This is a genomic window from Geodermatophilus sp. SYSU D00766, assembly GCF_054049915.1.
Genome location: NZ_JBJGYI010000019.1, coordinates 66290 through 90586, shown reverse-complemented (window position 1 = coordinate 90586; position 24297 = coordinate 66290). Strand labels below are relative to the sequence as shown.

At 75.6% G+C, this 24297-nt stretch carries 30 protein-coding genes; 18 read left to right on the top strand and 12 right to left on the bottom strand.

Features of this window, described 5'->3' with window-relative positions:
- Positions 1 to 789: hypothetical protein (locus ACI8AD_RS15075; RefSeq protein WP_456871338.1), on the bottom strand; the 789-nt coding region annotated here is incomplete at its 3' end.
- 185 nt (positions 790 to 974) lie between these two features.
- On the opposite strand from ACI8AD_RS15075, the gene ACI8AD_RS15070 reads away from it, so the two are divergent.
- On the top strand, positions 975 to 1418 hold the full coding sequence (locus tag ACI8AD_RS15070; protein ID WP_456871337.1) for an arsenate reductase/protein-tyrosine-phosphatase family protein: 444 nt from the start codon (positions 975 to 977) through the stop codon (positions 1416 to 1418).
- 6 nt (positions 1419 to 1424) lie between these two features.
- Here the strand turns inward: ACI8AD_RS15070 and ACI8AD_RS15065 are convergent, their stop codons facing one another.
- The gene (locus tag ACI8AD_RS15065) at positions 1425 to 1814 is read right to left on the bottom strand and encodes a hypothetical protein (RefSeq protein WP_456871336.1); all 390 of its coding nucleotides are present in this window, start codon (positions 1812 to 1814) and stop codon (positions 1425 to 1427) included.
- Between the two features lie 61 nt (positions 1815 to 1875).
- Here ACI8AD_RS15065 and ACI8AD_RS15060 point away from each other — a divergent pair, with 61 nt between their 5' ends.
- Complete coding sequence (locus ACI8AD_RS15060) at positions 1876 to 2031, top strand: hypothetical protein (RefSeq protein ID WP_456871335.1); 156 nt, start codon at positions 1876 to 1878, stop codon at positions 2029 to 2031.
- 51 nt (positions 2032 to 2082) lie between these two features.
- Here the strand turns inward: ACI8AD_RS15060 and ACI8AD_RS15055 are convergent, their stop codons facing one another.
- A complete protein-coding gene (locus tag ACI8AD_RS15055) occupies positions 2083 to 3321 on the bottom strand; it encodes an MFS transporter (RefSeq protein ID WP_456871334.1) in 1239 nt (412 codons plus the stop codon).
- Positions 3322 to 3405: 84 nt separating this feature from the next.
- Entirely contained in the window at positions 3406 to 4368 is a 963-nt protein-coding gene (locus tag ACI8AD_RS15050) for a LysR family transcriptional regulator (protein WP_456871333.1), read from the bottom strand.
- 121 nt (positions 4369 to 4489) lie between these two features.
- On the opposite strand from ACI8AD_RS15050, the gene ACI8AD_RS15045 reads away from it, so the two are divergent.
- Genes ACI8AD_RS15045 through ACI8AD_RS15010 form a run of 8 tightly spaced genes read left to right on the top strand, consistent with a single transcriptional unit; the run spans position 4490 to position 11724 of the window.
- On the top strand, positions 4490 to 5512 hold the full coding sequence (locus ACI8AD_RS15045; protein WP_456871332.1) for a cyclase family protein: 1023 nt from the start codon (positions 4490 to 4492) through the stop codon (positions 5510 to 5512).
- A gap of 8 nt (positions 5513 to 5520) precedes the next feature.
- A complete protein-coding gene (locus ACI8AD_RS15040; RefSeq protein ID WP_456871331.1) occupies positions 5521 to 6651 on the top strand; it encodes an FAD-dependent oxidoreductase in 1131 nt (376 codons plus the stop codon).
- 14 nt (positions 6652 to 6665) lie between these two features.
- The gene (locus ACI8AD_RS15035) at positions 6666 to 7604 is read left to right on the top strand and encodes a VOC family protein (RefSeq protein ID WP_456871330.1); all 939 of its coding nucleotides are present in this window, start codon (positions 6666 to 6668) and stop codon (positions 7602 to 7604) included.
- Positions 7604 to 8587: a fumarylacetoacetate hydrolase family protein gene (locus tag ACI8AD_RS15030; protein WP_456871329.1), complete on the top strand. Its 984-nt coding sequence runs from the start codon at positions 7604 to 7606 to the stop codon at positions 8585 to 8587. Before ACI8AD_RS15035 ends, ACI8AD_RS15030 begins: the two co-directional genes overlap by 1 nt.
- On the top strand, positions 8584 to 9339 hold the full coding sequence (locus ACI8AD_RS15025; protein WP_456871328.1) for an SDR family NAD(P)-dependent oxidoreductase: 756 nt from the start codon (positions 8584 to 8586) through the stop codon (positions 9337 to 9339). Before ACI8AD_RS15030 ends, ACI8AD_RS15025 begins: the two co-directional genes overlap by 4 nt.
- A complete protein-coding gene (locus ACI8AD_RS15020; RefSeq protein ID WP_456871327.1) occupies positions 9336 to 10118 on the top strand; it encodes an SDR family NAD(P)-dependent oxidoreductase in 783 nt (260 codons plus the stop codon). The genes ACI8AD_RS15025 and ACI8AD_RS15020 overlap by 4 nt, the downstream gene beginning before the upstream one ends.
- A 23-nt stretch (positions 10119 to 10141) precedes the next feature.
- Positions 10142 to 11326, top strand: coding sequence for an alpha/beta hydrolase family protein (locus ACI8AD_RS15015; protein ID WP_456871326.1), 1185 nt, complete (start codon positions 10142 to 10144; stop codon positions 11324 to 11326).
- A gap of 2 nt (positions 11327 to 11328) precedes the next feature.
- Complete coding sequence (locus ACI8AD_RS15010) at positions 11329 to 11724, top strand: VOC family protein (protein ID WP_456871339.1); 396 nt, start codon at positions 11329 to 11331, stop codon at positions 11722 to 11724.
- A gap of 73 nt (positions 11725 to 11797) precedes the next feature.
- Here the strand turns inward: ACI8AD_RS15010 and ACI8AD_RS15005 are convergent, their stop codons facing one another.
- On the bottom strand, positions 11798 to 12475 hold the full coding sequence (locus tag ACI8AD_RS15005) for a GTP cyclohydrolase II (protein ID WP_456871325.1): 678 nt from the start codon (positions 12473 to 12475) through the stop codon (positions 11798 to 11800).
- An 86-nt stretch (positions 12476 to 12561) separates the two neighbouring features.
- Here ACI8AD_RS15005 and ACI8AD_RS15000 point away from each other — a divergent pair, with 86 nt between their 5' ends.
- Positions 12562 to 13059 carry a MarR family winged helix-turn-helix transcriptional regulator gene (locus ACI8AD_RS15000; protein WP_456871324.1) on the top strand — a complete coding sequence of 166 codons (498 nt, stop codon included), beginning with the start codon at positions 12562 to 12564 and terminating at the stop codon, positions 13057 to 13059.
- Between the two features lie 4 nt (positions 13060 to 13063).
- On the opposite strand, the gene ACI8AD_RS14995 is transcribed toward ACI8AD_RS15000, so the two are convergent.
- Positions 13064 to 13624: a putative glycolipid-binding domain-containing protein gene (locus ACI8AD_RS14995; RefSeq protein WP_456871323.1), complete on the bottom strand. Its 561-nt coding sequence runs from the start codon at positions 13622 to 13624 to the stop codon at positions 13064 to 13066.
- 129 nt (positions 13625 to 13753) lie between these two features.
- Between ACI8AD_RS14995 and ACI8AD_RS14990 the strand changes: the two genes are divergently transcribed.
- Both ACI8AD_RS14990 and ACI8AD_RS14985 read left to right on the top strand, forming a co-directional pair.
- Positions 13754 to 14011 (top strand): hypothetical protein, encoded by a 258-nt coding sequence (locus tag ACI8AD_RS14990; protein ID WP_217897343.1) that lies wholly within the window; start codon positions 13754 to 13756, stop codon positions 14009 to 14011.
- Complete coding sequence (locus tag ACI8AD_RS14985; RefSeq protein WP_456871322.1) at positions 14008 to 14436, top strand: hypothetical protein; 429 nt, start codon at positions 14008 to 14010, stop codon at positions 14434 to 14436. Before ACI8AD_RS14990 ends, ACI8AD_RS14985 begins: the two co-directional genes overlap by 4 nt.
- A 57-nt stretch (positions 14437 to 14493) precedes the next feature.
- Here ACI8AD_RS14985 and mgrA read toward each other — a convergent pair whose 3' ends face one another.
- Positions 14494 to 15525: an L-glyceraldehyde 3-phosphate reductase gene (mgrA, locus tag ACI8AD_RS14980; RefSeq protein ID WP_456871321.1), complete on the bottom strand. Its 1032-nt coding sequence runs from the start codon at positions 15523 to 15525 to the stop codon at positions 14494 to 14496.
- Positions 15526 to 15625: 100 nt separating this feature from the next.
- Between mgrA and ACI8AD_RS14975 the strand changes: the two genes are divergently transcribed.
- The 3 genes from ACI8AD_RS14975 to ACI8AD_RS14965 are packed head-to-tail and all read left to right on the top strand — an operon-like array spanning position 15626 to position 17411.
- The gene (locus ACI8AD_RS14975; RefSeq protein WP_456871320.1) at positions 15626 to 16441 is read left to right on the top strand and encodes an alpha/beta fold hydrolase; all 816 of its coding nucleotides are present in this window, start codon (positions 15626 to 15628) and stop codon (positions 16439 to 16441) included.
- A gap of 50 nt (positions 16442 to 16491) precedes the next feature.
- Positions 16492 to 17277, top strand: coding sequence for an SDR family oxidoreductase (locus tag ACI8AD_RS14970; RefSeq protein ID WP_456871319.1), 786 nt, complete (start codon positions 16492 to 16494; stop codon positions 17275 to 17277).
- Positions 17274 to 17411, top strand: a complete 138-nt coding sequence (locus tag ACI8AD_RS14965) for a hypothetical protein (protein ID WP_456871318.1) — start codon at positions 17274 to 17276, stop codon at positions 17409 to 17411. Before ACI8AD_RS14970 ends, ACI8AD_RS14965 begins: the two co-directional genes overlap by 4 nt.
- Before the next feature lie 109 nt (positions 17412 to 17520).
- Here the strand turns inward: ACI8AD_RS14965 and ACI8AD_RS14960 are convergent, their stop codons facing one another.
- Together ACI8AD_RS14960 and ACI8AD_RS14955 are read right to left on the bottom strand one after the other, a co-directional pair.
- Positions 17521 to 19032: a DUF222 domain-containing protein gene (locus tag ACI8AD_RS14960; protein ID WP_456871317.1), complete on the bottom strand. Its 1512-nt coding sequence runs from the start codon at positions 19030 to 19032 to the stop codon at positions 17521 to 17523.
- A gap of 213 nt (positions 19033 to 19245) precedes the next feature.
- Entirely contained in the window at positions 19246 to 19812 is a 567-nt protein-coding gene (locus tag ACI8AD_RS14955) for an isochorismatase family protein (RefSeq protein WP_456871316.1), read from the bottom strand.
- Positions 19813 to 19978: 166 nt separating this feature from the next.
- On the opposite strand from ACI8AD_RS14955, the gene ACI8AD_RS14950 reads away from it, so the two are divergent.
- Positions 19979 to 20707, top strand: a complete 729-nt coding sequence (locus tag ACI8AD_RS14950) for a hypothetical protein (RefSeq protein ID WP_456871315.1) — start codon at positions 19979 to 19981, stop codon at positions 20705 to 20707.
- Between the two features lie 24 nt (positions 20708 to 20731).
- Here ACI8AD_RS14950 and ACI8AD_RS14945 read toward each other — a convergent pair whose 3' ends face one another.
- The 3 genes from ACI8AD_RS14945 to ACI8AD_RS14935 all read right to left on the bottom strand — a co-directional run bounded on the left by ACI8AD_RS14945 (position 20732) and on the right by ACI8AD_RS14935 (position 23245).
- A complete protein-coding gene (locus ACI8AD_RS14945; RefSeq protein WP_456871314.1) occupies positions 20732 to 21709 on the bottom strand; it encodes an NAD-dependent epimerase/dehydratase family protein in 978 nt (325 codons plus the stop codon).
- Between the two features lie 36 nt (positions 21710 to 21745).
- Positions 21746 to 22354: a ClpP family protease gene (locus tag ACI8AD_RS14940; RefSeq protein WP_456871313.1), complete on the bottom strand. Its 609-nt coding sequence runs from the start codon at positions 22352 to 22354 to the stop codon at positions 21746 to 21748.
- Positions 22355 to 22480: 126 nt separating this feature from the next.
- Positions 22481 to 23245, bottom strand: coding sequence for an SDR family NAD(P)-dependent oxidoreductase (locus ACI8AD_RS14935; RefSeq protein ID WP_456871312.1), 765 nt, complete (start codon positions 23243 to 23245; stop codon positions 22481 to 22483).
- A gap of 98 nt (positions 23246 to 23343) precedes the next feature.
- Here ACI8AD_RS14935 and ACI8AD_RS14930 point away from each other — a divergent pair, with 98 nt between their 5' ends.
- Positions 23344 to 24294 carry a LysR family transcriptional regulator gene (locus tag ACI8AD_RS14930; protein ID WP_456871311.1) on the top strand — a complete coding sequence of 317 codons (951 nt, stop codon included), beginning with the start codon at positions 23344 to 23346 and terminating at the stop codon, positions 24292 to 24294.
- Positions 24295 to 24297: the final 3 nt, after the last annotated feature.

Here is a 24297-nt window from a genome sequence, read left to right as displayed (position 1 = left end):
GGTTTTTTTTGGGGGGGCGGGGGGCGCGCGCGGGGCGCCCGGGCCCGGCGCGGGGGGGGCGCCGGGCTCGGCCTGCTCGGCGAGGTCCGCCGCGGCCTCGGCGTCCTCACGGGCGGCGGCGACCTCCTGCCGTCGGCGCTCCTCCGCCCGGCGCTCCTCCGCCCGCCGCTCCTCCGCCCGCCGCTCCTCCGCCCGGCGCCGCGCCTCGGCCGCGTCCTCCTCGCGCCGGCGACCGGCTCCCACGGCGGGCCCGGCGGACTCGGCGGCCGGTCGCCGGGGACGCGGAGGCGGCACGACGCGCAGGCCGGGGCGGTCGCCCAGCCCGGTGCCCTGGGCCGACAGCGTGCCGGTGAGCCGCCCGGCGAGCAGCGCCTCCCCCGCGTCGGGGTCGGCGAGCGCTGCCCGCAGCGTCTGCTCGACCTGGCCGGCGACGGCGTCGCTGAGCGGGTGCCCGAGGCGGGCGGCCAGCACCCGCGCCTGGCGGGTGAGCGCGGTGAGCAGCCGCGAGCGCTGCGCACCCAGCGCGCGCAGCTGGGCACCGGCCAGGCTGACCTGCGCCTCGCGCAGCAGGTCCCCGAGCTCGACCAGCCCGGCGATCTCGTCGGGCTCCTCCCGCACCAGCGCGTTGCACGCCCAGGCCGCCGTCGAGGGCCGGCCGAGCGCCGCGATCGCCCGCGCGAGTCCCCGGTCCCCGGCCGCGCGGGCGCGGCGGGCGGCCTCGGTGCGGGCGGCCACGAAGTCCCCGGGCAGCAGCCCGTAGAGCTCGTCGGCGACCCCGTCGAGGTCCACGCCCCCTCCTCGCACCCGGCGGACGACGGCGCGACCCTGCCACGGCCCGCGCAGCGGCCGCGAGCGGGAGGGGTGCGCCCGCGCGGCGTCCCTGGCACGGTGTGCGCCGGAGGACGGCGCCGTCCCCCGCCCGGACGCCCCGACACGCCGGCACCCACGGCCGGCGCCCGAACCCCGGAGTCCCCGTGGTCCCCTCGCCCGCCGCCCAGCCCAGCGCGGCTCCGCACCCCGTCGGTCCCCCGACCGTCCTGTTCGTCTGCGCCTCCGACGCGGGGACCTCGCAGATGGCCGCCGCCATGCTCACCCGCCGCGCGCGGGGCCGGGTGCGCGCCCTGTCGGCCGGGTCGGCCCCGGCCGCCCGGGTCGACCCGGCCGTCGTGGCGGCGATGGCCGAGGTCGGCGTCGACCTCTCCGCGCGGTTCCCCAAGCCGCTGACGGCCGACGCGGTGCACGTCTCCGACGTCGTCGTCAGCCTGGGCGGGGCGCGGCGCTGCCCGGTGCTGCCCGGCACCCGCTACCTCGACTGGCCGGTGGCCGACCGCGCGGGCAGCGACGTCGCCGGGGTCCGGCCGGTGCGCGACGACCTCGACCGCCGGGTGTGCGGGCTGCTCGCCGAGCTCACCGGCTGACCGCGGTCACCGCCCCAGGGCCCGCAGCCGCTCCTCGCGGGCGGCGCGGAGCAGGCCGGGCAGCCGCGGGTCGGCCAGCACGCCGGCGTCGCGGACGGCCACCTTCCGGAACGACGCACCGGTCCCCGCGAGCAGACCGCCGTCGAGGCCGGCCGCCGCGAGCGCCGCGCCGCGGTCGAGGCCCAGGTCGAGGTGGCGGTCGTGGACGTCGAGGTAGGCGTAGTGCTCGGACTGCTTGCGTGGGCCCACGCCGTAGCCGACGGTCCGCTGGTGCGGCCACACCACCCGCACGACGGCGGGGTCGGCACCCCGCACCAGCGCGTCGGCGGCGCGGACGAGGTCGGCGGTGGCGGGCGGCAGGCCGGCGAGCAGGAGGTCCCACGGGTCGTCGTCCATCCCGGCCATCCTGCCCCGGACCGGGCCTAGGCTGACCGCACCCGTCCCCCGGAGGTCCCCCGTGCTGCTGCGTCTGCTCGGTCTGCTGCTGGTCGTCTGGCTGGTCGTGACGATCGTCGGGTGGATCGTCGAGGGCCTGTTCTGGCTGGTCCTCGTCGGCCTGGTGCTGCTGCTCGTCACCGCCGCCCTCGGCATGCGGGAGCGCACCCGCCGCTGAACGGCCGGTGCCCCGGCCCGCCGCAGCGGACCGGGGCACCGGGACGCGCGGTCAGGCCGTCGCGGCCACCGCGGCCGTGGGCGCCGGCCGGCTGAGCCGGACCCCGACGGCGGCGACGACGCTGACCGCACCGAGCAGGGTCAGCGCGGCGCCGAGGCCGCCGAGGGCGCCGCTGAGCGCGAGGACGGCGAGCGGGCAGACGAACTGGCCGACGAACAGCGCCGAGGTCCACACCCCGGTGGCCCGGCCGCGCTGCTCGAAGCTCAGCGAGCCCAGCGCCCAGGACAGCATCGAGGGCAGCAGCAGGCCGTTGCCCAGGCCGGTCACCACCGCGGCGGCGACGACGGCGGGGACGGTGCCGGCGGACCCGAGGCCGAGCAGGCCGGCGCCGGAGAGGGCGAAGGCGGCCGGCACGGTCACCGCCGGGCCGAGCCGCGCCAGGCGGCCGAAGGAGAACGCGCCGACGGCGGTGCCCAGCGAGCCGAGGGCGCTGATGGCCCCGATGGCGCCGGTGGACTCGACGCCGATCGCGTCGAGCGCGAAGGACAACTCGACGATCAGCACGTAGAAGACCAGGCCGCCGACGAGGGTGACCCCGACCGGCAGGGCCAGCTGGGACCAGGGCAGCCGGGGCAGCGGCTCCGACCGGGCGGGCGCCGGGGCCGGCTGCCAGACGAAGCGAGCGGCCAGCGCGGCCAGCGGCAGGCTGACCGCGTACAGCCAGAACGGCGTCCGCCAGTCCTGGGCGCCGAGCGCGCCGCCGACGCCGAAGAAGACGGTCGCCGAGACGGTGGTGAACACGACCTGCAGGCCGAAGTAGCGCTCCCGCGCCGGACCGGAGAAGTAGTCGGCCAGCAGCGTGGTGCAGCAGGTCATGATCGCCGCCTCGGTCAGGCCGACCAGGACCCGGCTGGCGACGATGAGCTGCAGCGAGTCCAGCCACAGCGGCGCCGTGCCGGCGAACGCGTAGGCGACCAGCGCGCCGACCAGCAGCCGCTTGCGGCCGACCCGGTCGACGATGCGTCCGGCGACCATCGCGGTGAGGCCGATGACCAGCGCCGGGGCGGTGAGCACCACCGGGGTCAGCGCCGCCACGCCGGGGGTGCCGGCGAAGGCGTCCTCGATGCGCGGCAGGACCGGCGCCAGCAGCACCGCGCCCAGCACGGACAGGCAGCTGGAGAACAGCAGGACGAGCGCCTGCGCCCGACCGGCCGGGCGGCCGGTGGCGGGGTCGACGGCGACGTCGGCGGTGCGGTCGTCGGCGGGGGGTGCGGCGTCGCGGACGGACACGGGCGGCTCCGGGGGACGGGCGCCGGTCTCAGTGAGCGGCGTCACTGGCGGGGAAGTGTCAGGACGCCGGGGCCGGAGGGGAGATCACTTCTCCGGAGGTGCGGTATCAGTCAGGTCGATGCCCTCGCGCGCGCCGGCCGAGACGGCGAGCTCGGCGGCCCGCGAGACGACGTCGCGCAGGTAGCGGTGCTCGGGGTCGTCGTCGTAGACCGGGTGCCACCACATCGCCTCCACCAGGGGGCCGGCCTCGAACGGCGGGGGCACCGCGCGGATGCCCGACCCCAGCGGCAGCAGGTCGACCAGCCGGCGCTGCAGCAGCGCGATGCGGTCGCTGCCGGCGACCAGCGCCGGCACGGTGAGGAAGTCCTCGTTGACCACCTGCACGCGCGGCTCGATGCCGAGCTGGCGCATCTGCCGCGCGGCCGGGGTGGACGCCGTCTGCCCGTGGTAGGTGGCCACCCACGGCATCGTCTCGAGGTCCTCGACGGTCAGCCCGCGCTCGGCGACGGGGTTGTCGGCGGCCACCACGCAGACCCACTCGTCGCGGTAGAGGTCGCGGTGGGACAGGTCGGCGACGAACCCGTGCGGCAGCAGCAGGAGGTCGGTGGTCAGCAGCACCTGGTGGGCGCTGTCGACCACCGCCGGCGAGTGCGGGGTCAGCCGCAGCCGCGTGCGCGGCGCCTCCTCGGCGAGCAGCGCGGCGAGGGTGTCCCCGAGGACGACGACCACGTAGTCGCTGACCAGGACGGAGAACTCGCGCGTCGACGACGCGGGGTCGAAGCCGGGCTGGGCGGTGAACACCCGCTCGACGCCGGCCAGCGCCACCCGCACCAGCTCGCGCAGCTGCACCGCCAGCGGCGTGAGCCGGTAGTCGTTGCCGACGCGGGTCAGCAGGTCGTCGCCGAAGTGGCGGCGCAGCCGGGCCAGCGACGCCGACAGCGCCGGTTGCGACAGCCCCATCTGCGCGGCGGCGCGGGTGACGCTGCGCTGGGTCAGCAGCGCGTCGAGGGACACGAGCAGGTTGAGGTCCAGGCTCGCGAGGTTCACCGGCCGACGGTATCGACGCAGCCGGTATCGGCGCCGTCTATGTCACCCATCAGACATCTCGTCTTCCCCGGGCGGCCCCGCCTCACCGACCGTGGTGGGCGCCACCACGAGGAGGACCGCAGTGCCCGACCGCCCGTACCTGGACCCCGCCGACCTCGACCGCGCCGACCCCGAGGGCGCGATCGCCGCGGCGGCCAAGCGCTGCTCCAACTGGGGCCGCTGGGGCGCCGACGACGTCCTCGGCACGCTGAACTTCCTCGACGACGCCAAGCGCGCCGAGGCCGCGCGGCTGGTGCGCCGCGGCGCGGCCTTCTCCCTGTCGCAGCGCTTCGACGCCGACGGCCCGCAGAAGGGCTGGCGCCGGCGCACCAACCCGGTGCACACCATGCTCGACACCGGCACCGACGCCGAGCGCGGCGTGCAGGGCTTCCCGCACGGCATCGGCGGCGCCGACGACGTGATCGCCATGCCGCTGCAGGCCAGCACCCAGTGGGACGGCCTCGGCCACATCTTCGACCACGGCGACGCGTGGAACGGCCGCCGCGCCGGCGACGTCGTCACCAGCCTCGGCGACGCCGTCACCGGCATCGAGACCGTCGCCGACCGGATCGCCGGCCGCGGCGTGCTGCTCGACGTCGGCCGGGCACTGGGCGAGCAGTCCGGCACCCCCGGGGAGCTCCCCGACGGGTTCGCCATCGCCCCCGCCCACCTCGAGGCCACCATCGCCGCGCAGGGCGACACCGCCCGGGTCGGCCGCGGCGACCTGCTGCTGGTGCGCACCGGGCAGCTCACCCGCGCCCGCCGCTCGGTGGCCGCCGGCACCGGGTGGGGCGACTACGCCGGCGGGCCGGCACCCGGCCTGAGCTTCACCGCCGCCGACTGGCTGCACGCCACCGAGATCGCCGGCGTGGCCACCGACACGTGGGGCTTCGAGGTGCGGCCCAACGAGTTCGACGTCGCCTTCCAGCCGCTGCACCAGGTCGCCATCCCGCACATCGGCCTGTTCCTGGGCGAGCTGTGGGACCTCGACGCGCTGGCGGCCGACTGCGCCGCCGACGGCGTCTGGGAGTTCTCCCTCACCGCCGCCCCCCTGCCCGTGACCGGCGCCGTCGGCGCCCCGGTCAACCCGATCGCCGTCAAGTAGGAGCCGAGATGCCCGCCGTCAGCAACGTCCTGGTCGTCGGTGCCGGCCTCGCCGGCGCCGCCACCGCCATCCGGCTCGCCGAGGCCGGCATCGCCGTCGACCTCGTCGAGATCAAGCCCGAGGTCGGCGCCCTCGGCTCGGGCATCACGCTGCAGGGCAACGCGCTGCGCGAGCTGCGCACCCTCGGCGTCTGGGAGCAGGTGTCGGCCGCCGGGTACGCCTTCGACGTCACCGGCATCCGGGCGCCCGACCCCGCCGGCACCGTCGTCGCGGAGATCCCCGACGCGAAGACCGGCGGCCCCGACCTGCCCGCCGTGATGGGGATGTCGCGCCCGGAGCTCGCGCGCATCCTCACCGACCGCGCCGCGGAGGTCGGCGTCAAGGTCCGGTTCGGGACGACGCACACCGACCTGCGGCAGGACGCGACCGGCGTCGACGTCACCTTCGCCGACGGCTCGGCCGGCCGCTACGACCTCGTCGTCGGCGCCGACGGGCTGCGCTCGTGGACCCGCCGGGCCCTGGGCATCGAGCTGGAGACGACGCCGGTCGGCATGGGCATCTGGCGCGCGTTCGGCCCGCGCCCGGCGAGCGTGACCCGCACCGACCTCTACTACGGCGGGCCGTCGTTCATCGCCGGCTACTGCCCCACCGGCGAGGACTCGCTCTACGCCTACGTCGTCGAGCCGGCCCAGGACCGCTCCACGCTCACGCCCGAGGAGCAGCTGGCCACCATGCGCGAGCTCGCCGCGGCCTACCACGGCCCCTGGGACGACGTCCGCGAGACGCTCACCGACCCGTCCCGGGTGAACTACACCTGGTTCGAGACCCACGTGCTGCCCGCGCCGTGGAACCGCGGCCGGGTCGTGCTCGTCGGCGACGCCGCGCACACCTGCCCGCCCACCATCGCCCAGGGCGGCGCGCAGGCGCTCGAGGACGCCTACGCCCTCACCGACCTGCTGCTCACCCGGTCCGCGCTCGACCAGGACCTGTGGGACGCCTTCACCGCCCGCCGCTTCGACCGCGCGAAGACCGTCGTCGACGCGTCCAACCAGCTCGCCCGGTGGCAGCTCGACCACGTGCAGGGCGACATCCCGGGCCTCATGCGCTCGATCGCCCAGCTCGTCTCCCAGCCCGCGTAACCAGGAGGACGACCATGACCCAGCGCCTGATCACCCACCTGCGGCACGTCGACCTCGCCGTGCCCGACCTGCGCACCCAGCAGGACTTCTTCACCACCACCTGGGGCCTCACCGCCGAGCACACCGACTCGGGCCTGACCTTCCTCGCCGCCGAGGGCAGCCCGGAGCAGTACGTCGTCCGGCTGCGCGAGTCCGCCGACAAGCGCATCGACCTCATCAGCTTCGGCGCCAAGGACCGGGCCGACGTCGACACCCTCGCCGGCACCCTGGCCCGCGACGGCGTCCAGCTGGTGCACGAGCCGCGCGACCTGCAGACCCCCGGCGGGGGTTATGGCTTCCGGTTCTTCGACAACGAGGGCCGCACCATCGAGATCAGCTCCGACGTCGCCGTGCGGAAGCACCGCCGGGTCGAGGAGGGCGAGTCGATCCCGGTGCGGCTGTCCCACGTGGTGATCAACTCCGCCGACCCCGAGGGCACGCTGGCCTTCTACGAGCGCTACCTGGCGTTCTCGCTGTCGGACACGCTCATGCACCCCCGGATGGGCAACATGATGTGGTTCCTGCGGACCAACGAGTGGCACCACTCGATGGCCATCGCGCGGGGGCCGCACGCCGCGCTGCACCACGCCTCCTTCGAGCTGCGCGGCATCGACGAGTACATGCGCGGCACCGGCCGGCTGCTGCGCCAGGGCGTCGAGAAGATCTGGGGTCCCGGCCGCCACCTGGCCGGCAACAACACCTTCAGCTACTTCCTCGACCCGCACGGCAACACCGTCGAGTACACGACCGAGCTCGAGACGATCGACGAGGACACCTGGCACCCGCAAGTCTACGACTTCTCCAACCCGGAGGTGTCCGACCAGTGGGGCACGGCGAATGCCATGAACGAGTTCGTCGCCAAGAAGTCGTTCAACGACCCCGACAAGGGTCTGTTCGTCGCACCCCCGGTCTGATGCGGTTCGCCACCTGGTCGGCCGGCGGGGCCGTCTCCGCCGGCGTCGTGTCCGATCTCCCCGACGGCAGCGCCGGCCTGCACGCCCTGCCGGAGGGGACGACGGTCCTCGACCTGGTCCGGGCCGGGCTGCCGGCCGCGCTCGCGGCCGGGGAGGAGGCGCTGCGCTGGCCGGCCGTGCCGCTGGACGCCGTCCGGCTGCTGCCCCCGCTGGAGGCCCCCACGGTGCGCGACTTCGTCGCCTTCGAGGAGCACGTCGAGGGCGTGCGCAAGGCGGTCGACGGCGTCGCCGGCGTGGTCGAGGAGTGGTACCAGGCCCCGACGTTCTACTTCACCAACCCCTACGCCCTCGTCGGCGCGCACGACGACGTCGCGGTGCCCCCGGGCAGCCGGCGGTTCGACTTCGAGCTCGAGGTGGCCGTGGTGGTCGGGCGCGACGGCGCCTCGCTCACCCCCGAGCAGGCCCGCGACCACGTGTTCGGCTACACGGTCCTCAACGACTGGTCCGCCCGCGACCTGCAGGCCCGCGAGATGAAGGTCAACCTCGGCCCGGCCAAGGGCAAGGACTCCGCCACCACGCTCGGGCCCTGGCTGGTCACCGCCGACGAGCTCGAGCCGTACCGGGACGCCGAGGGCTTCCTGGCCCTCGACATGCGGGTCGGCGTCAACGGCACCGAGGTCGGCCAGGACCTGCTGTCCAACATGGGCTGGCCGTTCGAGGAGCTCGTCAGCTACGCCTCCCGCGGCACGGAGGTCCGGGCCGGCGACGTGCTCGGCTCGGGCACCTGCGGCAACGGCGGCTGCCTGGCCGAGCTGTGGGGACGCCGCGGCGACGCCGCCCCGCCCCCGCTGCAGCCGGGCGACGTCGTGGAGATGACCGTCGAGGGCATCGGCACCGTCCGCAACCGCGTCGTCGCCGGCGTCGACCTGCCGCCGGTGCGCGCCGCCCGCCCGCGCCCGCGCACCCGCAAGCGCCCGGCGTGAGCCTCGGGGGACGGGTCGTCGTGGTCACCGGGGCGGCCCAGGGACAGGGCGCCGCGGAGGCGCGGCTGCTGGCCGCCGAGGGCGCGACGGTGGTGGCCACCGACGTGCAGGAGGGTCCGGCCGAGGACCTCGGCGGCGCGGCCTACCGGCGGCTCGACGTCACCGACGCCGCCGGCTGGACGGCGCTCGCCGACGACCTCCGCACCGTGCACGGCCGCGTGCACGGGCTGGTCGCCAACGCCGGCACCACGTGGCGGGCGCGGCTGGCCGACCTCGACCCCGCCGACCTCGCCCGGGTGAGCGAAGTCAACGTCACCGGCACCCTGCTGGGCATCCAGGCGCTCACCCCGCTGATGACCGGCGGCGGCTCGGTCGTCGTCGTCGGCTCGGTGGCCGCGCTGACCGGGCACTTCCCAGTGGCCTACACCGCCTCCAAGTGGGCGCTGCGCGGGCTGGCCAAGGCCGCCTGCCTGGAGCTGGGCCCGCGGGGCATCCGCGTCAACACGATCCACCCCGGCTACGTCGAGACGCCGATGACCGCCTCGGCGGCCCCGGCGTTCCGCGCCGCCAACGTCGCCGAGACCCCGCTCGGCCGCACCGGCACCGTCGACGAGGTCGCGCCCCTGGTCGCCTTCCTCCTCGGCGACGGGGCCTCGTTCATCACCGGCGCCGAGATCCCCGTCGACGGCGGGATGACCGCCCACGGCGGCGTCAAGTCGATCAGCGACGCCGTCCGGGCGGTCACGTCGTGAGGGGGCGCCTGACGGGCAAGGTCGCTCTGATCACCGGCACTGCCGGTGGGCAGGGGCGGGCGGCCGCGCTGCTGTTCGCGGCCGAGGGAGCGACCGTCGTCGGCACCGACGTCAAGGCGGACCAGGCGGCCGAGACAGTGGACCTCGTGCGCGCCGCCGGCGGCGCGATGGAGAGCACGCACCCGCTCGACCTCGGCGATGAGGACGGCGTCAAGGCGTGGGTCGACGAGGCCGCAGCGCGGCACGGCGGCATCGACGTCGTCTACAACAACGCCGGCGCGACCCGCTTCTCCCCCATCGCGGAGACGTCGTACCAGGACTGGGCCTTCACCCTGCGCAACGAGCTGGACATCGTCTTCCTCGTCACCAAGCATGCCTGGCCGCACCTGGTCGCCCGCGGCGGCGGCAGCGTGCTACTGGTCGGCTCCACGGCCGGTATCACCGGGTCGATGACCAACGCCCGCATCGCGCACACCGCCACCAAGGGCGGTGTGGTGGCGATGACGAAGCAGCTGGCCGCCGAGGGCGCCGCGCACGGCATCCGGGCCAACTGCATCAGTCCCGGCATGATCCGCACCCCGGCCACCGAGGGCGACCTGCTCGCCCCTGACTCCCCCATGCGCACGATCGCTCGGGCAATCCCGCTCGGTCGGATCGGCACCCCGGAGGAGGTCGCCCGCTGCGCCCTCTTCCTGGCCTCCGACGAGGCCTCGTACGTCACCGGCGCCAACCTCGTCGTGGACGGCGGCTGGTCGGCCGTCCTGCCGGGCGCCTGCTGAACACCACACGAGAGGAACGAGCCGTGTTCGAGTACTTCCCCACCGGCCCCTACACCTGGAACCTCGGCGTGGTCGCCACGCTGAACTCCGGCGGGCTCATCGACGAGGTCGACCGCGCCTGCCGGCCGATCAAGGACGCCGCCAACGCCGGTGAGGACGCCGGGACGCCGGAGTTCCTGCGCGCCTGGACCGCGCTGACCGACCAGCTCGTCGCGCAGGCGGAGGCCGCCGAGAAGGCGGGGCACGTGCGCACCGCCGGGCAGCTGTGGTTCCGCGCGTCGAACTACCTCGCGCAGGCCGAGCGGATGCTGGCCTCCTCCGACCCGGACCGGGTGCCCACCTACCGGCGGATGCTGGAGATCGCGCAGAAGGCGTTCGACACCCACAGCCCCTCGGTCACCCGGGTCGCGGTCCCCTACGAGGGGACGACGCTGCCGGCGTACTTCTCCGCCGCTCCCGGCGACGGCCCCAAGCCGGTGATCGTCCTGGTCAACGGCCTGGACTCGACCAAGGAGCACATGTACTCCTCCGGCCACTGGGAGGAGCTGGCCGCCCGCGGCGTCTCCTGCCTGATGCTCGACCAGCCCGGCACCGGCGAGGCGCTGCGGCTGCAGGGGCTCACCGCCCGGGTGGACACCGAGGCCTGGGCCGGCGCGGCCGTCGACTTCCTGGAGACCCGCGACGACGTCGACGCCTCGCGGATCGGCATCGTCGGGTGGTCGCTGGGCGGCTACTACGCCCCGCGCGCCGCGGCGTTCGAGAAGCGGTTCGCCCTCTGCGTGGCGTGGGGCGCCAACCACGACTGGGGCGCGGTGCAGCGCCGCCGCCGGCAGCGCGAGGGCGAGCGCCCGGTCCCCCACTACTGGGAGCACGTGCTGTGGGTGTGGGGCCAGGACGGCGACGAGAACGACCTCGACGGCTTCCTCGACTTCGCCGACCAGGTCACCCTCGAGGGCGTCGTCGAGCAGATCACCGTGCCGTTCCTCGTCGCCCACGGCGCCAACGACCGGCAGATCCCGCTGGAGATGGCGCACCGCTCCTACGAGCAGGCGGTCAACTCGCCCAAGCGCGAGCTGCGGGTGTTCACGCCCGAGGAGGGCGCCACCGAGCACATCGGCCTGGACCACCTGCCGTACGTGAGCACCTTCATCGCCGACTGGGTCGCCGACACCTTCACCGAGCTCGGCCGCCGGGGGGCGGCGTCGTGAGCATGCTGTTCGTCAAGCTGCCGGTGCGGGACCTGGTGGCGGCACGGGCGTTCTACGAGGCGCTGGGCTTCCGCGTCGAGGAGACCTCCTCCGACGAGGGCGAGGCCGCGGTGGTCCTCGGCGACGAGCAGGTCCTGTCGCTGCAGACCCGCGAGCGGTTCGCCGCCCTGGTGCCCGGCGAGGCGGGCGACCCCGCGCAGGCGCCGACCGCCGTGCACGCGCTGACCGCCGACGGCCGGGCGCAGGTCGACGACCTGCTGGCCCGCGCGGCGGCCGCCGGCGGGCGGCCGGGCCGGCCCGCGCGCGAGGAGGACGCCCGCTACACCGGCAGCTTCGCCGACCCGGACGGCAACGTCTGGGAGGTCGTCTGGATCGACCAGCTGCACGTCGTCAACTGACGACGGGTGCCCGCTGGTCACCGGACGTGGTCACCGCCGGGCCGTGACCACGTCGGGCGACCACTCGCGTGCGTCAGCCCGCCAGCGGCAGGTCGAGGGTGTGCTGGGTGTGGTCGCGCTTGACGGCGAGGTAGCGGGCGTTGGCCGCCGACAGGTGCACGCCGGTGGGCACGCGCTCGGTCACCGCGACGCCGAGGAGCTCGAGCTGCGCGGCCTTGTCGGGGTTGTTGCTCAGCAGCCGGACCCGGTCGGCGCCGACCGCGGCCAGCATCTGGACGGCGGCGGTGTAGTCGCGCTCGTCCTCGCCGCGGCCCAGCGCCCGGTTGGCCTCGTAGGTGTCGAGGCCGGCGTCCTGCAGGGCGTAGGCGTCGAGCTTGGCGTAGAGGCCGATGCCGCGGCCTTCCTGGCGCAGGTAGAGCAGGAACCCGCCGGCATCGGTGATCCGCTCGGCCGCCTCGCGCAGCTGCGGGCCGCAGTCGCACCGCTGCGACCCGAAGACGTCGCCGGTGAGGCACTCGCTGTGCGGGCGGACCAGCGGCGCCTCGCCCCCGGCCGCCGACCGGGCGAGCGCCGCCCGCCAGTCGCCGAGCCCGAGCAGCAGGTGCTCGCGGCCGTCGACGAGCCCGTCGAAGGTCAGCACCTCCGCCGTCGTGGCGTACCCGTCGGCGAACTCCAGCGGCACCGTCACGCGGGTGCGCACGGTGGCGGCGGGCGCCGGGGAGAGCACGTCCGGGCCGAGGGAGAGGGTCATCGCGACCTCCGGATCACTTGTACCTACAAGTGACACCCTACCGCCCAGATGTTGAAGCGACAAGTGACCGGGGGGACGATGGCGGCGTGGAACCCCGGTGGCTCAGTGCCGACGAGATGACGGCGTGGGTGCGGCTGGTCGCCGTCGTGGAACTGCTGCCAGGCGTCCTCGACGGCCAGCTGCGCCGGGACGCCGGCCTGACCCACTTCGACTACTTCGTGCTCGCGATGCTGTCGGAGGCACCGCGCCGGACGCTGCGCATGACCGAGCTGGCCACCCGCACCAACGCCACGCTCCCCCGTCTGTCCCACGTCGTGCGCCGGCTGGAGGACCGCGGCCTGGTCGAGCGGAGCCCGTGCCCCTCCGACGGGCGGGCCACCAACGCGCGGCTCACCGACGACGGCTGGGCCACGGTGCGGGCCACCGCGCCGGGTCACGTGGCCACGGTGCGCGAGCACGTCCTCGACGCGCTCAGCCCCGAGCAGGTCGGCCAGCTCGCCGAGATCGCCGGGGCGCTGCTCGGGCGGCTCGACCCCGACGGGCGGCTGGCCGCCGTCCACGGCACCGCCGCGCCCGGCCGGTGACCGCTCAGCCGGCGACGCGGGTGGCGAAGCCGGTGTAGTCCACGACGAGGCCGTCGTCGTCCACGCTCAGCTCGAACGCGCCGTGCGCCGGGTCGGCGTACTCCCACCGCCGCGGGCCCAGCCGCCGGTAGGTCTGCTCGACCCGGGTCACCCCGAGCGCCGGGACGTCGACCCACGCCACCGGCGAGGTCACCTGCCGGCCCACCTCCAGCGCGGCGAGCCGCCGGATCGGGAAGGTGTTGGTCAGCGGGGTGGCGGCGACGTCGACGTCGACGCAGCCGTCGAACTCGGGCGCCCGGACGCCGTCGCGCGTCCAGCGGCGGTCGTCGTCGGCGGTCAGCCGCAACCGGCGCTCCCCGTCGGCGGACACCGCGGTGACCTCGACCGCCCGGGTCGACCACGCGCCGTCGAGCTCCACCCGGAACGCGCAGCTCAGCAGCGTCGACGGCCCGGCCAGCACCTCCGTGCCGTGGACCAGCCACCCCTCGCCGCGCCGCTCGACCCGGGCCAGGCTGTGCCCGCGCTCGTCGTCGCTGCGCCGCCACGCCACCACCCGCGGACCCACGCGGGCAGGCTAGGCGCGGCTGCCGGCGGCGACCGGGAACGGGGCCGTCCGCTGCGGGCCGTGTGTGGCCGGAGGGGCCCGGGTAGTGCGCCGCCGAGTGGCACACCACCGAGACCAGGGAGAGCTGCGATGACCGTCCCCGACACGACCACCCGCGACGCCGCCACCGGCACCCGCGACATCAAGTCGCACGAGTCGACCAGCTTCGCCGACCTCGGCAAGGAGATGTGGTCCTACCTCACCGGCAAGGGCGCCGCGATCAACTACGAGTTCGTCGACATGACCGTCGAGGTGCCGCGCGAGACCGGCCCGGACTCCCCGCGCGCCACCTGGAAGCTCAACGGCACGCTGCGCATCACCACCGCCGAGAACGCCAGCCGGGGATGACCCCGGAGGGCGACCCGCGGCTCGAGGTCACCGCCGACCTGTCGATCGAGGTCGACGGCGTCCCGCTGCGGGTGCGCGCGTCGGGGTCGGAGATCACGGCCTCCTCCCCCGACGTCCGCCGGCTGTTCTCCGCGGTGCGGGTGGCCGGCGGGGCGGCCACGCAGGGCCCTCCGGGCCGCGCGGAACTCGCCCGGGTGGCCGACACGCTGGCCGACCGGGGCCTGACGGCGCGGCTGGACGGCCCCGGCGGGCGGGTGCTCAGCCTCGGGGCCGACGTCGACTCGCCGGCCGGCTCCGCGCTGGTCGGCACCCGGCACGCGCGGGTGCACCCGGCCGGCACGCTGCTCGGCGCCGGGCCGGCCGCCCCGGTCGCGGCGCTGGCGCTCGTGGCGCTGGTGCTGCTGGCCCGCCGGCGCCGGCGGTAGCCCGCCCGCCCCGGCCGCCGTCCCGCCCGGTGGGACGGCGGCCGGGGCGCGCTCCGCTCAGGCCGTGCGGGCCTCCTGCCACAGGTCGATGCCGGCGTCGACGGCGTGCTGGTCGATGCGGGCGAGCTCGTCGTCGGAGAAGTCGAGCCGGTCGAGCGCGGCCACGTTCTGCTCGAGCTGCGCGACGCTGCTCGCGCCGACGAGCACGCTGGTCACCCGCGGGTCGCGCAGCGCCCAGGCCAGCGCCATCTGCGCCAGCGACTGCCCGCGCTCCTGCGCCAGCCCGTGCAGCGCCCGCACGTGCGCGAGCGTCTGCTCGGTGAGCAGGTCGGTCGACAGCGACTTGCCCTGGCTGGCGCGCGAGCCCTCGGGGATGCCGGACAGGTACTTGTCGGTGAGCATCCCCTGCGCCAGCGGGGAGAAGGCGATGCACCCGGCGCCGACGTCGGCGAGGGTGTCGAGCAGGCCCTCGGTCTCGATCCAGCGGTTGAGCATCGAGTAGCTGGGCTGGTGGATCAGCAGCGGCGTGCCGAGGTCGGCGAGGACGGCCGCTGCCCGCGCGGTGTCCTGCGGCGAGTACGACGAGATGCCGGCGTAGAGCGCCCGCCCCGACCGGACGGCGGTGTCGAGCGCCCCCATCGTCTCCTCGAGCGGCGTGGTCGGGTCCGGGCGGTGGGAGTAGAAGACGTCGACGTAGTCGAGGCCCATCCGCCGCAGCGACTGGTCGAGGCTGGCCAGCACGTACTTGCGCCCGCCGCCGCCCTGCCCGTACGGACCGGGCCACATGTCGTAGCCGGCCTTGGACGAGATCACCAGCTCGTCGCGGTACGGGCGGAAGTCGTCGCGCAGGTGGCGGCCGAAGTTGGTCTCCGCGCTGCCGTAGGGCGGCCCGTAGTTGTTGGCCAGGTCGAAGTGGGTGATGCCCAGGTCGAAGGCCCGCCGCAGCACGTCGCGCTGCCGGTCCAGCGGGACGTCGTCGCCGAAGTTGTGCCACAGCCCGAGACTGATCGCCGGCAGGTCCAGGCCGCTGCGGCCGGTCCGTCGGTAGGTCATCGAGTCGTAGCGGTCATCGGCGGCGGCGAAGGTCATGCCCCGATCCTGCCCGGGTCCCCTGCTTCCGAAGCGCGCCGGACGCGAGGAGGATGCCCGGCGCGGGGGCCTGTCCGCCCGACCCGGAAGGAGGGGCGCGATGCCCTTCTTCGACGGCTGCCGCGGCCGCGTCCACCACACCGCCTGGCTCCCCGACGGCGAGGTCCGCGCCGTCGTCGTCCTGCACCACGGCGACCTCGGCGAGCACCTGGGCCTCTACGAGCCGCTCGGACGGCGGCTGGCCGCCGGCGGGATCGCGGTGCACGCCCTCGACGCCGCCGGCCACGGGCGCAGCGACGGCGAGCGCGACCTCACGCTCAGCCGCGACGACCAGGCCGCCGACGCCGGCACGCTGGCCGGCCTCGCCCGCGCGCGGCACCCCGGGCGGCCGCTGGTCCTGGTGGGGCACTCGGGCGGCGGCGTCGCCCTCCTGCTGCTCGCCCAGCGGTCCCCGGAGGTGGCCGAGGCGCTGGTCGTCTCGGCGCCGCCGGCCGCCCCGGTGCCGCTCATCGAGGCCCTGCTCGCGGAGGACACCGCGGAGGTCGAGCCGCCCGACCCCGCGGAGGTGTTCAGCACCCACCCGGCCTACCTGGAGGCGTTGCGGACCGATCCGCTGGTGCACCGCGGGCCCGTGCCGCGACAGACCCTGGAGGCGGTGGCCCGGTCCTGGTCCGCGGTGGCGGCGGGGCTCGCCGAGGGGCGGCCGGCCGTCCCGGTGCTGGTGCTGCACGGTGGAGCCGATCCGGTCGTCCCGGTCGAGAACTCGCGCGCGCTGGCCGCCCGGCTGCCGCAGGCGACGCTGCGGGTCTTCCCCGGCGACCTGCACGACGTCCTCAACGAGCACGACCGCGACCGGGTGCACGACGTCGTGGCGGAGTTCGTCCTGGCCCAGGTGCACCCGGCCGTGCGGGCCTGAGCGCCGACCCCGGGCACGGGTGCGCGTCCGGCCGGATCTAGCGTGCGCGGGTGCCCACCTCCCCCGCCGCCCCGTCCTCGCCCCAGGCCCGCACCGGCAGGGGCGTCGTCCTGGTCACCGGGGCGAGCTCCGGGCTCGGCGCGGAGATGGCGCGGCAGTTCGCCGCCCTCGGCTGGGACCTCGCGCTGTGCGCGCGGCGCACCGACCGGCTCGACGCCCTCGCCGGCGAGATCCGCGCCGGCACCGGCCGGCGGGTGGAGACGGCGGCCCTCGACGTCACCGACCCCGACGCCGTCCCCGCGGTGTTCCGCCGGTTCGAGGATGCCTTCGGCGGTCTGGACCGGGTGGTGGTCAACGCCGGCGTCGGCGGCGGCGCCCCGCTGGGTACCGGGCAGGCGGCGGTCAACCGCGAGACGGCATTGACGAACTTCGTCGGCGCGCTGGCGCAGTGCGAGGCGGCGATGGAGGTGTTCCGCCGGCAGCGCCGCGGCCACCTGGTGCTGATCAGCTCGATCTCGGCGCTGCGCGGGATGCGGCGGTCGATGACGGTCTACGCGGCGACGAAGGCCGGTGTGGCCGCGCTCGGCGAGGGGCTGCGGTCCGAGCGCGTCCCGGGCGTGGACGTGACGGTGGTCTACCCCGGCTACATCCGCTCGGAGATGAACGAGGGCGTCGCCGGCACCCGGCTCATGACCGACACCGAGCCGGGCGTGCGCGCCGTGGTCGCGGCGGTCGAGGCGCGAAAGGCGAAGGCGTACGTGCCGGCCTGGCCGTGGGTGCCGATCGGCGCGGCGCTGCGCGTGCTGCCGCTGTCGGTGGTGCGGCGGCTGACGTGAACGTCCCGCCCGACGCGGCCGCGGGCGGGCAGCACGAGCCGCAGGTCGAGGGTGTGGCCGGGCTCCCCGACGACGTCAGCCCAGGCAGCGACGGCCTGGTCCGGGTGGCGATCCCGAGTGCGACGGGGTGGTGAGTGCCGGGCTGCATGGGGCGACCTCGCGGTGCCGGAGCCCTTCGAGCGGAACTGACGAGACCCGGCCCGAGGTGCTGCCCGCGCGGTTGCTCACGGAGCGCCGCGCCCCTCAGAACGGTGGCGGGTCGTCCGGGTCAGGTGGTCGGGCCGGTCCGGTGTCTGCCGGTGGCAGGTCGGGGTTCCGCGGTCGTGGTCGCAGGCCCGGTGGGCGGGTGGTTCGGGTGATGCCCGACGGGGTGGTGACGGTGAGCGTCCCGTCGTCGCTGAGGTGGAAGCGCCAGCCGCGGGCGAAGGTCTTCACCCGGTGGTGGCTGCGGCACAGGCAGCACAGGTTGGCGCAGTCGGTCGGCCCACCGTGGGCGTGGGGGAGGACGTGGTCGGCGTCGGCCCAGCCGATCCGCTGCCCGCAGGTGGGCATCCGGCAGGTGCGGTCGCGGGTGCGCACGAACGCCTGCTGCGCCGCCGAGGGCGCGTAGCCGTCCCGGCCCGCCGGCCGGTCGAGCACCGCGCACCCGCAGTCGCCGGTCCCGTGCTCGTCCGGGTGGTCGGGGCAGCCGCGGGCGGCCAGCCGGCGCAGCCGGTCCAGCGTCGCCGTGGCGCGCAGGCTGCCGTCATCGTCGGTCAGCGCGACGGTGACCGTTCCGCCCTCGGGCTCCTGCACGCCGAGCGCGTCGAGCTGGCGCAGCAGTTCGCGCAGGTGGGCGGCGGTGATCGGCAGCCCGTTGACCTCCCCGGCCTGCTGGGTGCGGCCGGCCAGCGACGCCAGCGTCGCGACGATCTGCAGGTGCGCGGTGACGGCCGGCCCGGCCTGCCAGGGGCGCTGGATCAGGTCGGCGAACACGACCGTGCGCAGCTGCCCGATCGGCCGCGGGTCGCCGTCGGCCTTCAGCATCCGGGCCAGCGCGTCGACGGTCGCGTGGCAGGCCGCGGCCACGTCGGTGGGCAGGTCGGCGGCCAGCGTGCTCATCCCGGCCGACGCCGACGGGTACATACGCACATCGGCCTGTCGTTCGGCGGTCCTGCGCCGCTCGTCGATGGCGTCGGCGTCGGCTTCCAGCAGCAGCTCCAGGGCGCGCTTCTTGACCTTGCCGACGGTCAGCTGCGCCGCCTCGGGCAGCACCGCGGCCTCGATGCGGCGGGCCAGGGCCGGGTCGGTGTGCTGCAGCACGTCGACCAGCGCCCGCGCGCGGGCCTCGTCCAGCTGACCGGCCGCGAGCGCGGCCCAGGTGGCGGGCAGCCGTTCGCGGTAGGTGAAGGCGCGGGTGGCCAGGTGGTTGGCCGTACCCCGGCCGCAGTTGAGCACCAGGGCCAGCTCGGCGGTGAAGAACTCCGACACCCCGGGCAGCTCGGTGTCCGGCGCCCACGACCCGCGGCGCCTGGCGCCCGGGGTACCGGGGGGCGGGTCGTCCTCGTCGGGGCTGTCGTCGGCCAGGGCGAGGACGAGTTCGGCCTCGTAGGCGGCGTCCATGGCCTTGCGGGCCTGCAGGCGCTGCAGCTCGGCGGCCTTCTGCTCCCGCGACAACAGGCCGACCGGCAGCCGAGAGATCTCCGGTGGTCGGGCAGCGAGCAGGTCGAGGAGGTCGCCGACCGGCGGCGACTCGACGTCCTCGACCTCCTGCACGACCCCGAACCTACGGGCGGGGTACGACAGTTTCGCAGGTCAGAACGTCGCGCACGTGGTGCGGGCCGTCCTCCTCGGTCGGATGCAGAGGCGGCCGGCGACCACGGCGGCGACCTCGCAGGGGCCGGCCTGGTCCTCGGAGCCGGCGTCAGCGGGTGGGCGTGCACCGCCCGCTCGACGAGGGTCACCCTCGCTCGCGCACCCGGACACCGGTCACGCGGGAGAGGCCCCGCCCAGGTCGACGTCGGCAGAGGCGACCGTGCCGGTGCTGCGGCCCGGCGCGGCCGAGAAGTTCCAGTACAGGTTGGTGTGCGCGACGACCTGCTCGGGCGGCGGCGCGCCCCACTGCGACTTGTCGCCGCAGGTGTGCGCGTCGCCGACCAGGACCGTGTCGTAGCCGCGGACCAGGGCGCCGTGCAGGGTCGAGCGGATGCAGGCGTCGGTCTCCGCGCCGGTGACCACGAGCCGGCCGACACCGAGACCGGCCAGCACCTGCTCGAGGTCGGTGGCCTCGAACGAGTCGCCGAACTGCTTCTCCACCCGCGGTTCGCCGTCGGCCGGTGCGAGCTCGGGGACGATCTGCCAGCCGTCGCTGCCGCGGGCCAGCTCCTCGTCGTCGTGCTGCACCCAGACGACGGGGACCCGCTCACCACGGGCGCGCTCCACCAGTCCGGCGATGGTGGCCACCACCTCGTCGCGGGCGTGCGCCCCGCCGACCACGCCGTTCTGCACGTCGATGACGAGCAGTGCGCTGTGGGGCCTGTCGTGCAGCGTGGTCATGCGTCCTCCCGGGTGTCTGTGATCGCCACCACCCTGGCACGGACCACCGACGATCCCCCGGTCGGCGCAGGGTCCACGGCCGTTGTCGGTCACGGTCCTCCCGGCGTACCGTGCGCCGCACCCGAGGGGCTCCTGCCCGGGGCTCCGGTTCCACGTGGGGGGAACGATGAGTCCTCGTCGTGTCGCGGTGGTGCTCGCCGTCGCGCTCAGCAGCCTCTTCCTGGTGGCGTCTCCCGCGTCGGCCCAGCCGCCGCCCGGGGTGACCTGCGACCTGCCGGAGTCCGACGCCGAGGCACTGGTGATCCTCAACGCGTACTACCCCAACCGGTACACCTGGACCGACAGCCAGCTCACCGCTGCGGTGAAGGCGGCGCCCAACGTCGATCCGGCCTTCGTCGACGCCATCCAGCGGGCCATCACGAGTTGGGGCGACGTGCTGGACGAGTGCTTCGACGGCGCGATCACCCTCACCGACGTGACCGACCTCGGTGCCGCCGCCCAGCGCGCCGCGGACATCACCGTGCACTACGTGCCCTACGCCGGCGGCAACGTCTTCGGCGGCATGGCCGTCTGCGGTGTCAGCTCGTGCCCGAACGTGCTGGTCCGCTCCGAGTTCGCCCCCGGGATCCCGGTCGCGGACTACACGCCCGGCTACGTCTACTACGTCGCGCTGCACGAGCTCGGTCACGCCCTCGGGCTCGGCCACGCCACCAACCTGACCGAGAGCATGGATCTCATGGGCTACGAGTGGATCCGCAGGGCACCCGACCCGGTCTTCTCGCAGTGCGACATCGACGCCCTCGCCTACATCTGGTCGTGGGCGCTCACCGGCGGGACGCCGCCGGGGCCGGGCCCCAGCGCCCTCGAGCCCACGTTCGACTGCGACGGAGCCTGACCGACAGGGCAGGGACCACCCGGGTCACCGGGTCGTGTACGGCCCGGTCGACTCCGCGTGGTAGCCCTTCGCGCCGACGGCGATCGCCAGCTCGCTGCGCGGCGGGCGGCCCGCGGCGAGCAGGTCGAGGGCGGCGCGGAAGTCGTACCGCGGCGTCCAGCCCAGGTCGGCCCGAGCGGCGGCGTTGACGTACACCCGGTCGATCGAGGGGAACAGCCGCCAGCCCAGCCGCGCGTACAGCGCGGGCGCGTCGGGGAAGAGCCGGGCGACGACGGCGGGCGCGTCGGCGCGCAGGGCGGCGAGGTCCTCGCGGCGGAACGGCGTCGTCGCGCTGACGACGTAGCGGCCGAACCCGAGCGCCGGGGCCCGGTCGAGGGCGGCCCGGTGCGCCGACACGACGTCGGCGAGGTCCACGCGCCGGGACAGCAGCTCGTTGACCTTGACGTTGTCGTCGTCGTAGGCGGTGCGGACGGCGTCGGCGTCGTCGCCCTCGGGGAAGAACCGGGAGGTGCGCAGCACGACGACGGGCAGGCCGGTGTCGCGGGCGAGGAGCTCGCAGAGGTCCTCGGCGGCGACCTTGGTGGCGCCGTAGACGTTCCGCACCCGCGGGGCCACCGCCTCGGTGATCCACGCGGCGGGCTCCCCCGGCGCCGGTGTCAGGGCGCGGCCGAACGCCGAGGTGGTGCTGGTGACCACCACCCGCCCCACGCCGGCGGCCACCGCCTCCTCGAGCACCGTCAGCGTGCCGGTGACGTTGGTGTCGACGAACGCCTGGCGGTCGTGCGTGCCGACGTGCGGCTTGTGCAGCGTGGCGGTGTGCACGACGGCCTGGGCCCCGGCCAGCGCCGCCCGGACGGCGGGCCGGTCGCCCACCGAGGCGACGACGTCGGTCCACGGCGAGGGCAGCAGGTCCAGGCCGACGACGTCGTCACCGGCGGCGCGCAGCACGCGGACCAGCGCCTCGCCGAGGTGTCCCGAGCTGCCGGTGACGACGACGCGCACGACGCCACCCTGGCACGGCCGGGGCCGGTCGGTCGGTCAGCGCGCTCCCCGTCCGGCACCGGTGGGCAGCGGTCCCGGCAGGGTGGCGGCCGAGCCGACGACGTGGTCGACGAGCCCGTACTCGACGGCCTCCTGCGGGGTGAACCAGCGGTCGCGGTCGGAGTCGCGCTCGATCTCCTCGACGGTGCGCCCGGTGTGCCGTGCCTGCAACTGGTCGACCTCGCGCTTGAGGCGGCGCAGCAGGTCGGCCTGGACGGCGATGTCGGACTGGACGCCGCCGATCCCGCCGGAGGGCTGGTGCACGAGGATCCGGGTGTGCGGCAGGGTGAACCGCTTGCCCGGCGTGCCGGCGGTGAGGAGGAACTGCCCCATCGAGGCCGCCATCCCGAAGGCGTAGGTGGCGACGTCGCAGCCCAGTGACCGCATGGTGTCGTAGACGGCCAGCCCGGCGGTGACCGAGCCACCGGGTGAGTTGACGTAGAGGTGCACGTCCCGGCGCGGGTCGTCGGCCGCCAGGAGCAGCATCTGCGCGCACAGCTGGTTGGCGACGTCGTCGTCGACCGCGGTGCCGAGGACCACGATGCGCTCCCGCAGCAGGCGGTCGAGGACGGCGTCCTGCAGGACGGGGGAACCGGTCGTCGTCATGGTGGGGACCTCCTGGGACCGTCGGGACCGGACGTCCCGCAGTCAATCGGGAGGTCCCCGGGAATGCGTCCCGAAATGGCCCGTTTCCGCCATTCGCGCAATTGTCGTGCCGACGGCTGAACGGTGTCACCAGGGCAGGCGGCGGCCGTCCCGCAGGAAGTCGCCGGTGGTCCCGCCGGGCGGCAGGTCGACGGCGCGCAGGACGCTGGCGGCCGCGTCCTCCGCCGAGCGGCCGCCGGCGCTGCGCGCGTCGGTCGCCACCCAGCCGGGGCAGACGGAGTTGACCGCGATCCCCTCGCGGCCGAGCTCGGCGGCCAGCATGCGGGTCAGCGCGTTGAGCGCCGTCTTGGCGACGCGGAACGCGGGCGCTCCCCCGCCCATGTTGGCCAGCGACCCCGCCTCGGCGGACACGTTGACGACCCGGCCGGCGGTGCTGCGCCGCAGCAGCGGCAGGAACGCCTGCGTGGCGCGCCAGGCGCCGAGCACGTCGACCTCCCACGCGCGCTGGACCACGTCGAGGTCCGCCGCGGCGGCGGTGCTCCGCACGTCGCGGGGGGCGGCGGCGTTGTTCACCAGGACGTCGACGCGGCCGTGGCAGCGGCGCACCTCGTCGGCGGCCCGGCTGCAGCTCGCCGGGTCGGTCACGTCGAGCCGGACGACGTCGACCCGGACGCCGTCGTGCACCCGGAGCTCCCGCGCGGCGGCCCACCCGAGGGCGAGGTCGCGCACCGCCATGACCGGGGTGTCGCCGCGCAACGCGAGCCGCCGCACCAGCTCGCGGCCGATCCCGCGGTTGGCGCCGGTCACCAGCACCACGGCGGGCCGGACGGGCGGGTGTCCCGGCCGGGCCACGGCCGATCCCGGGGCCACGGTGGGTCGTCCCTGCGCCACGGCCCCTCCTGCCCGCGCCCAGCCGGTCGCCGTCGGACGCTGCCAGTCCAGGACCTGTGGACCTGTCGGTCCAATGCCCGGCGTGATAGCACCTGGGCATGGACGTGCACCTGCGCGATCTCCGGTACTTCCTCGCGGTGGCCGACGAGCTGCACTTCACGCGGGCCGCGCAGCGGTTGTTCGTCTCCCAGCCGGCGCTCAGCCGCCAGATCCAGGTGCTCGAGCAGCACGTCCGCGCGCCGCTGTTCGCCCGCGGGCCGCGCGGGGTCACCCTCACCGCCGCCGGCCGCGCCCTGGTCCCCTACGCGCGGTCGACGGTCGCGACCTGGGACGAGGCGCAGTCCGCCGTCGCCGAGGCGGTCGCCGCCGACAGCCGGACGATCCGGGTCGGGATGAGCGTCGGCGTCGGCCGGGGGCTGATCCCGGCGGCGGTCGAGGTGTTCCAGCAGCGCCACCCGGGCTTCTCCGTCGAGTTCCAGCAGACGTCGTTCGACGACCGCACCGCCGGCCTGACCTCGGGCGCCACCGACCTCGCGTTCTGCTGGCTGCCGCTGCCGGAGGACAGCGGGCTGCGCCACCGGGTGCTGATCAGCGAGCAGCGGCACCTGGCCCTCCCCGTCAACCACCCCCTCACGGCGCGGGCCGAGCTGACGATGGCCGACCTGTACGACGAGCCGTTCCTCGCCCTGCCCGAGTCGAACGGCAGCCTGCGCGACTACTGGCTCGCCGTCGACGCGCGCCACGGGCACCCGGTGCGCATCGGCGCCGTGGTGCACGGGCCCGAGGAGGCGGTGGAGGCCCTCGGCCGGGGTCTCGGGGTCGCGCTGATCAGCGCCGGCAACGCGGAGATCTACCGCCGTCCGGAGTACGTCGTCCGTCCCGTCCGGGGGCTGCCGCCGGGTGAGCTGGCGATCGCCTGGCGGTCCGGCGACCCCCGCCCGGCGGTGCACGACTTCGTGCTCGCCTGCGTCGAGGCCGCCCGGCAGGTGCACCCCTCGGCGGCGCCGTCCGCCGGGGAGTCCGGCACGCCCACCGCCGCGGCCGGCTGAGCG

What these genes read in the sequence shown, in the direction of transcription:
- ACI8AD_RS15040 (WP_456871331.1), top strand. Translation starts at nt 5,521, where the DNA reads ATGCCCGCCGTCAGCAACGTCCTGGTCGTCGGTGCCGGCCTCGCCGGC.
- ACI8AD_RS14930 (WP_456871311.1), top strand. Translation starts at nt 23,344, where the DNA reads ATGGACGTGCACCTGCGCGATCTCCGGTACTTCCTCGCGGTGGCCGAC.
- ACI8AD_RS14990 (WP_217897343.1), top strand. Translation starts at nt 13,754, where the DNA reads ATGACCGTCCCCGACACGACCACCCGCGACGCCGCCACCGGCACCCGC.
- ACI8AD_RS15005 (WP_456871325.1), bottom strand. Translation starts at nt 12,475, where the DNA reads ATGACCCTCTCCCTCGGCCCGGACGTGCTCTCCCCGGCGCCCGCCGCC.
- ACI8AD_RS15030 (WP_456871329.1), top strand. Translation starts at nt 7,604, where the DNA reads ATGCGGTTCGCCACCTGGTCGGCCGGCGGGGCCGTCTCCGCCGGCGTC.
- ACI8AD_RS15065 (WP_456871336.1), bottom strand. Translation starts at nt 1,814, where the DNA reads ATGGACGACGACCCGTGGGACCTCCTGCTCGCCGGCCTGCCGCCCGCC.
- ACI8AD_RS14955 (WP_456871316.1), bottom strand. Translation starts at nt 19,812, where the DNA reads ATGACCACGCTGCACGACAGGCCCCACAGCGCACTGCTCGTCATCGAC.
- mgrA (WP_456871321.1), bottom strand. Translation starts at nt 15,525, where the DNA reads ATGACCTTCGCCGCCGCCGATGACCGCTACGACTCGATGACCTACCGA.
- ACI8AD_RS14975 (WP_456871320.1), top strand. Translation starts at nt 15,626, where the DNA reads ATGCCCTTCTTCGACGGCTGCCGCGGCCGCGTCCACCACACCGCCTGG.
- ACI8AD_RS15010 (WP_456871339.1), top strand. Translation starts at nt 11,329, where the DNA reads ATGCTGTTCGTCAAGCTGCCGGTGCGGGACCTGGTGGCGGCACGGGCG.
- ACI8AD_RS14950 (WP_456871315.1), top strand. Translation starts at nt 19,979, where the DNA reads ATGAGTCCTCGTCGTGTCGCGGTGGTGCTCGCCGTCGCGCTCAGCAGC.
- ACI8AD_RS15035 (WP_456871330.1), top strand. Translation starts at nt 6,666, where the DNA reads ATGACCCAGCGCCTGATCACCCACCTGCGGCACGTCGACCTCGCCGTG.
- ACI8AD_RS14940 (WP_456871313.1), bottom strand. Translation starts at nt 22,354, where the DNA reads ATGACGACGACCGGTTCCCCCGTCCTGCAGGACGCCGTCCTCGACCGC.
- ACI8AD_RS14985 (WP_456871322.1), top strand. Translation starts at nt 14,008, where the DNA reads ATGACCCCGGAGGGCGACCCGCGGCTCGAGGTCACCGCCGACCTGTCG.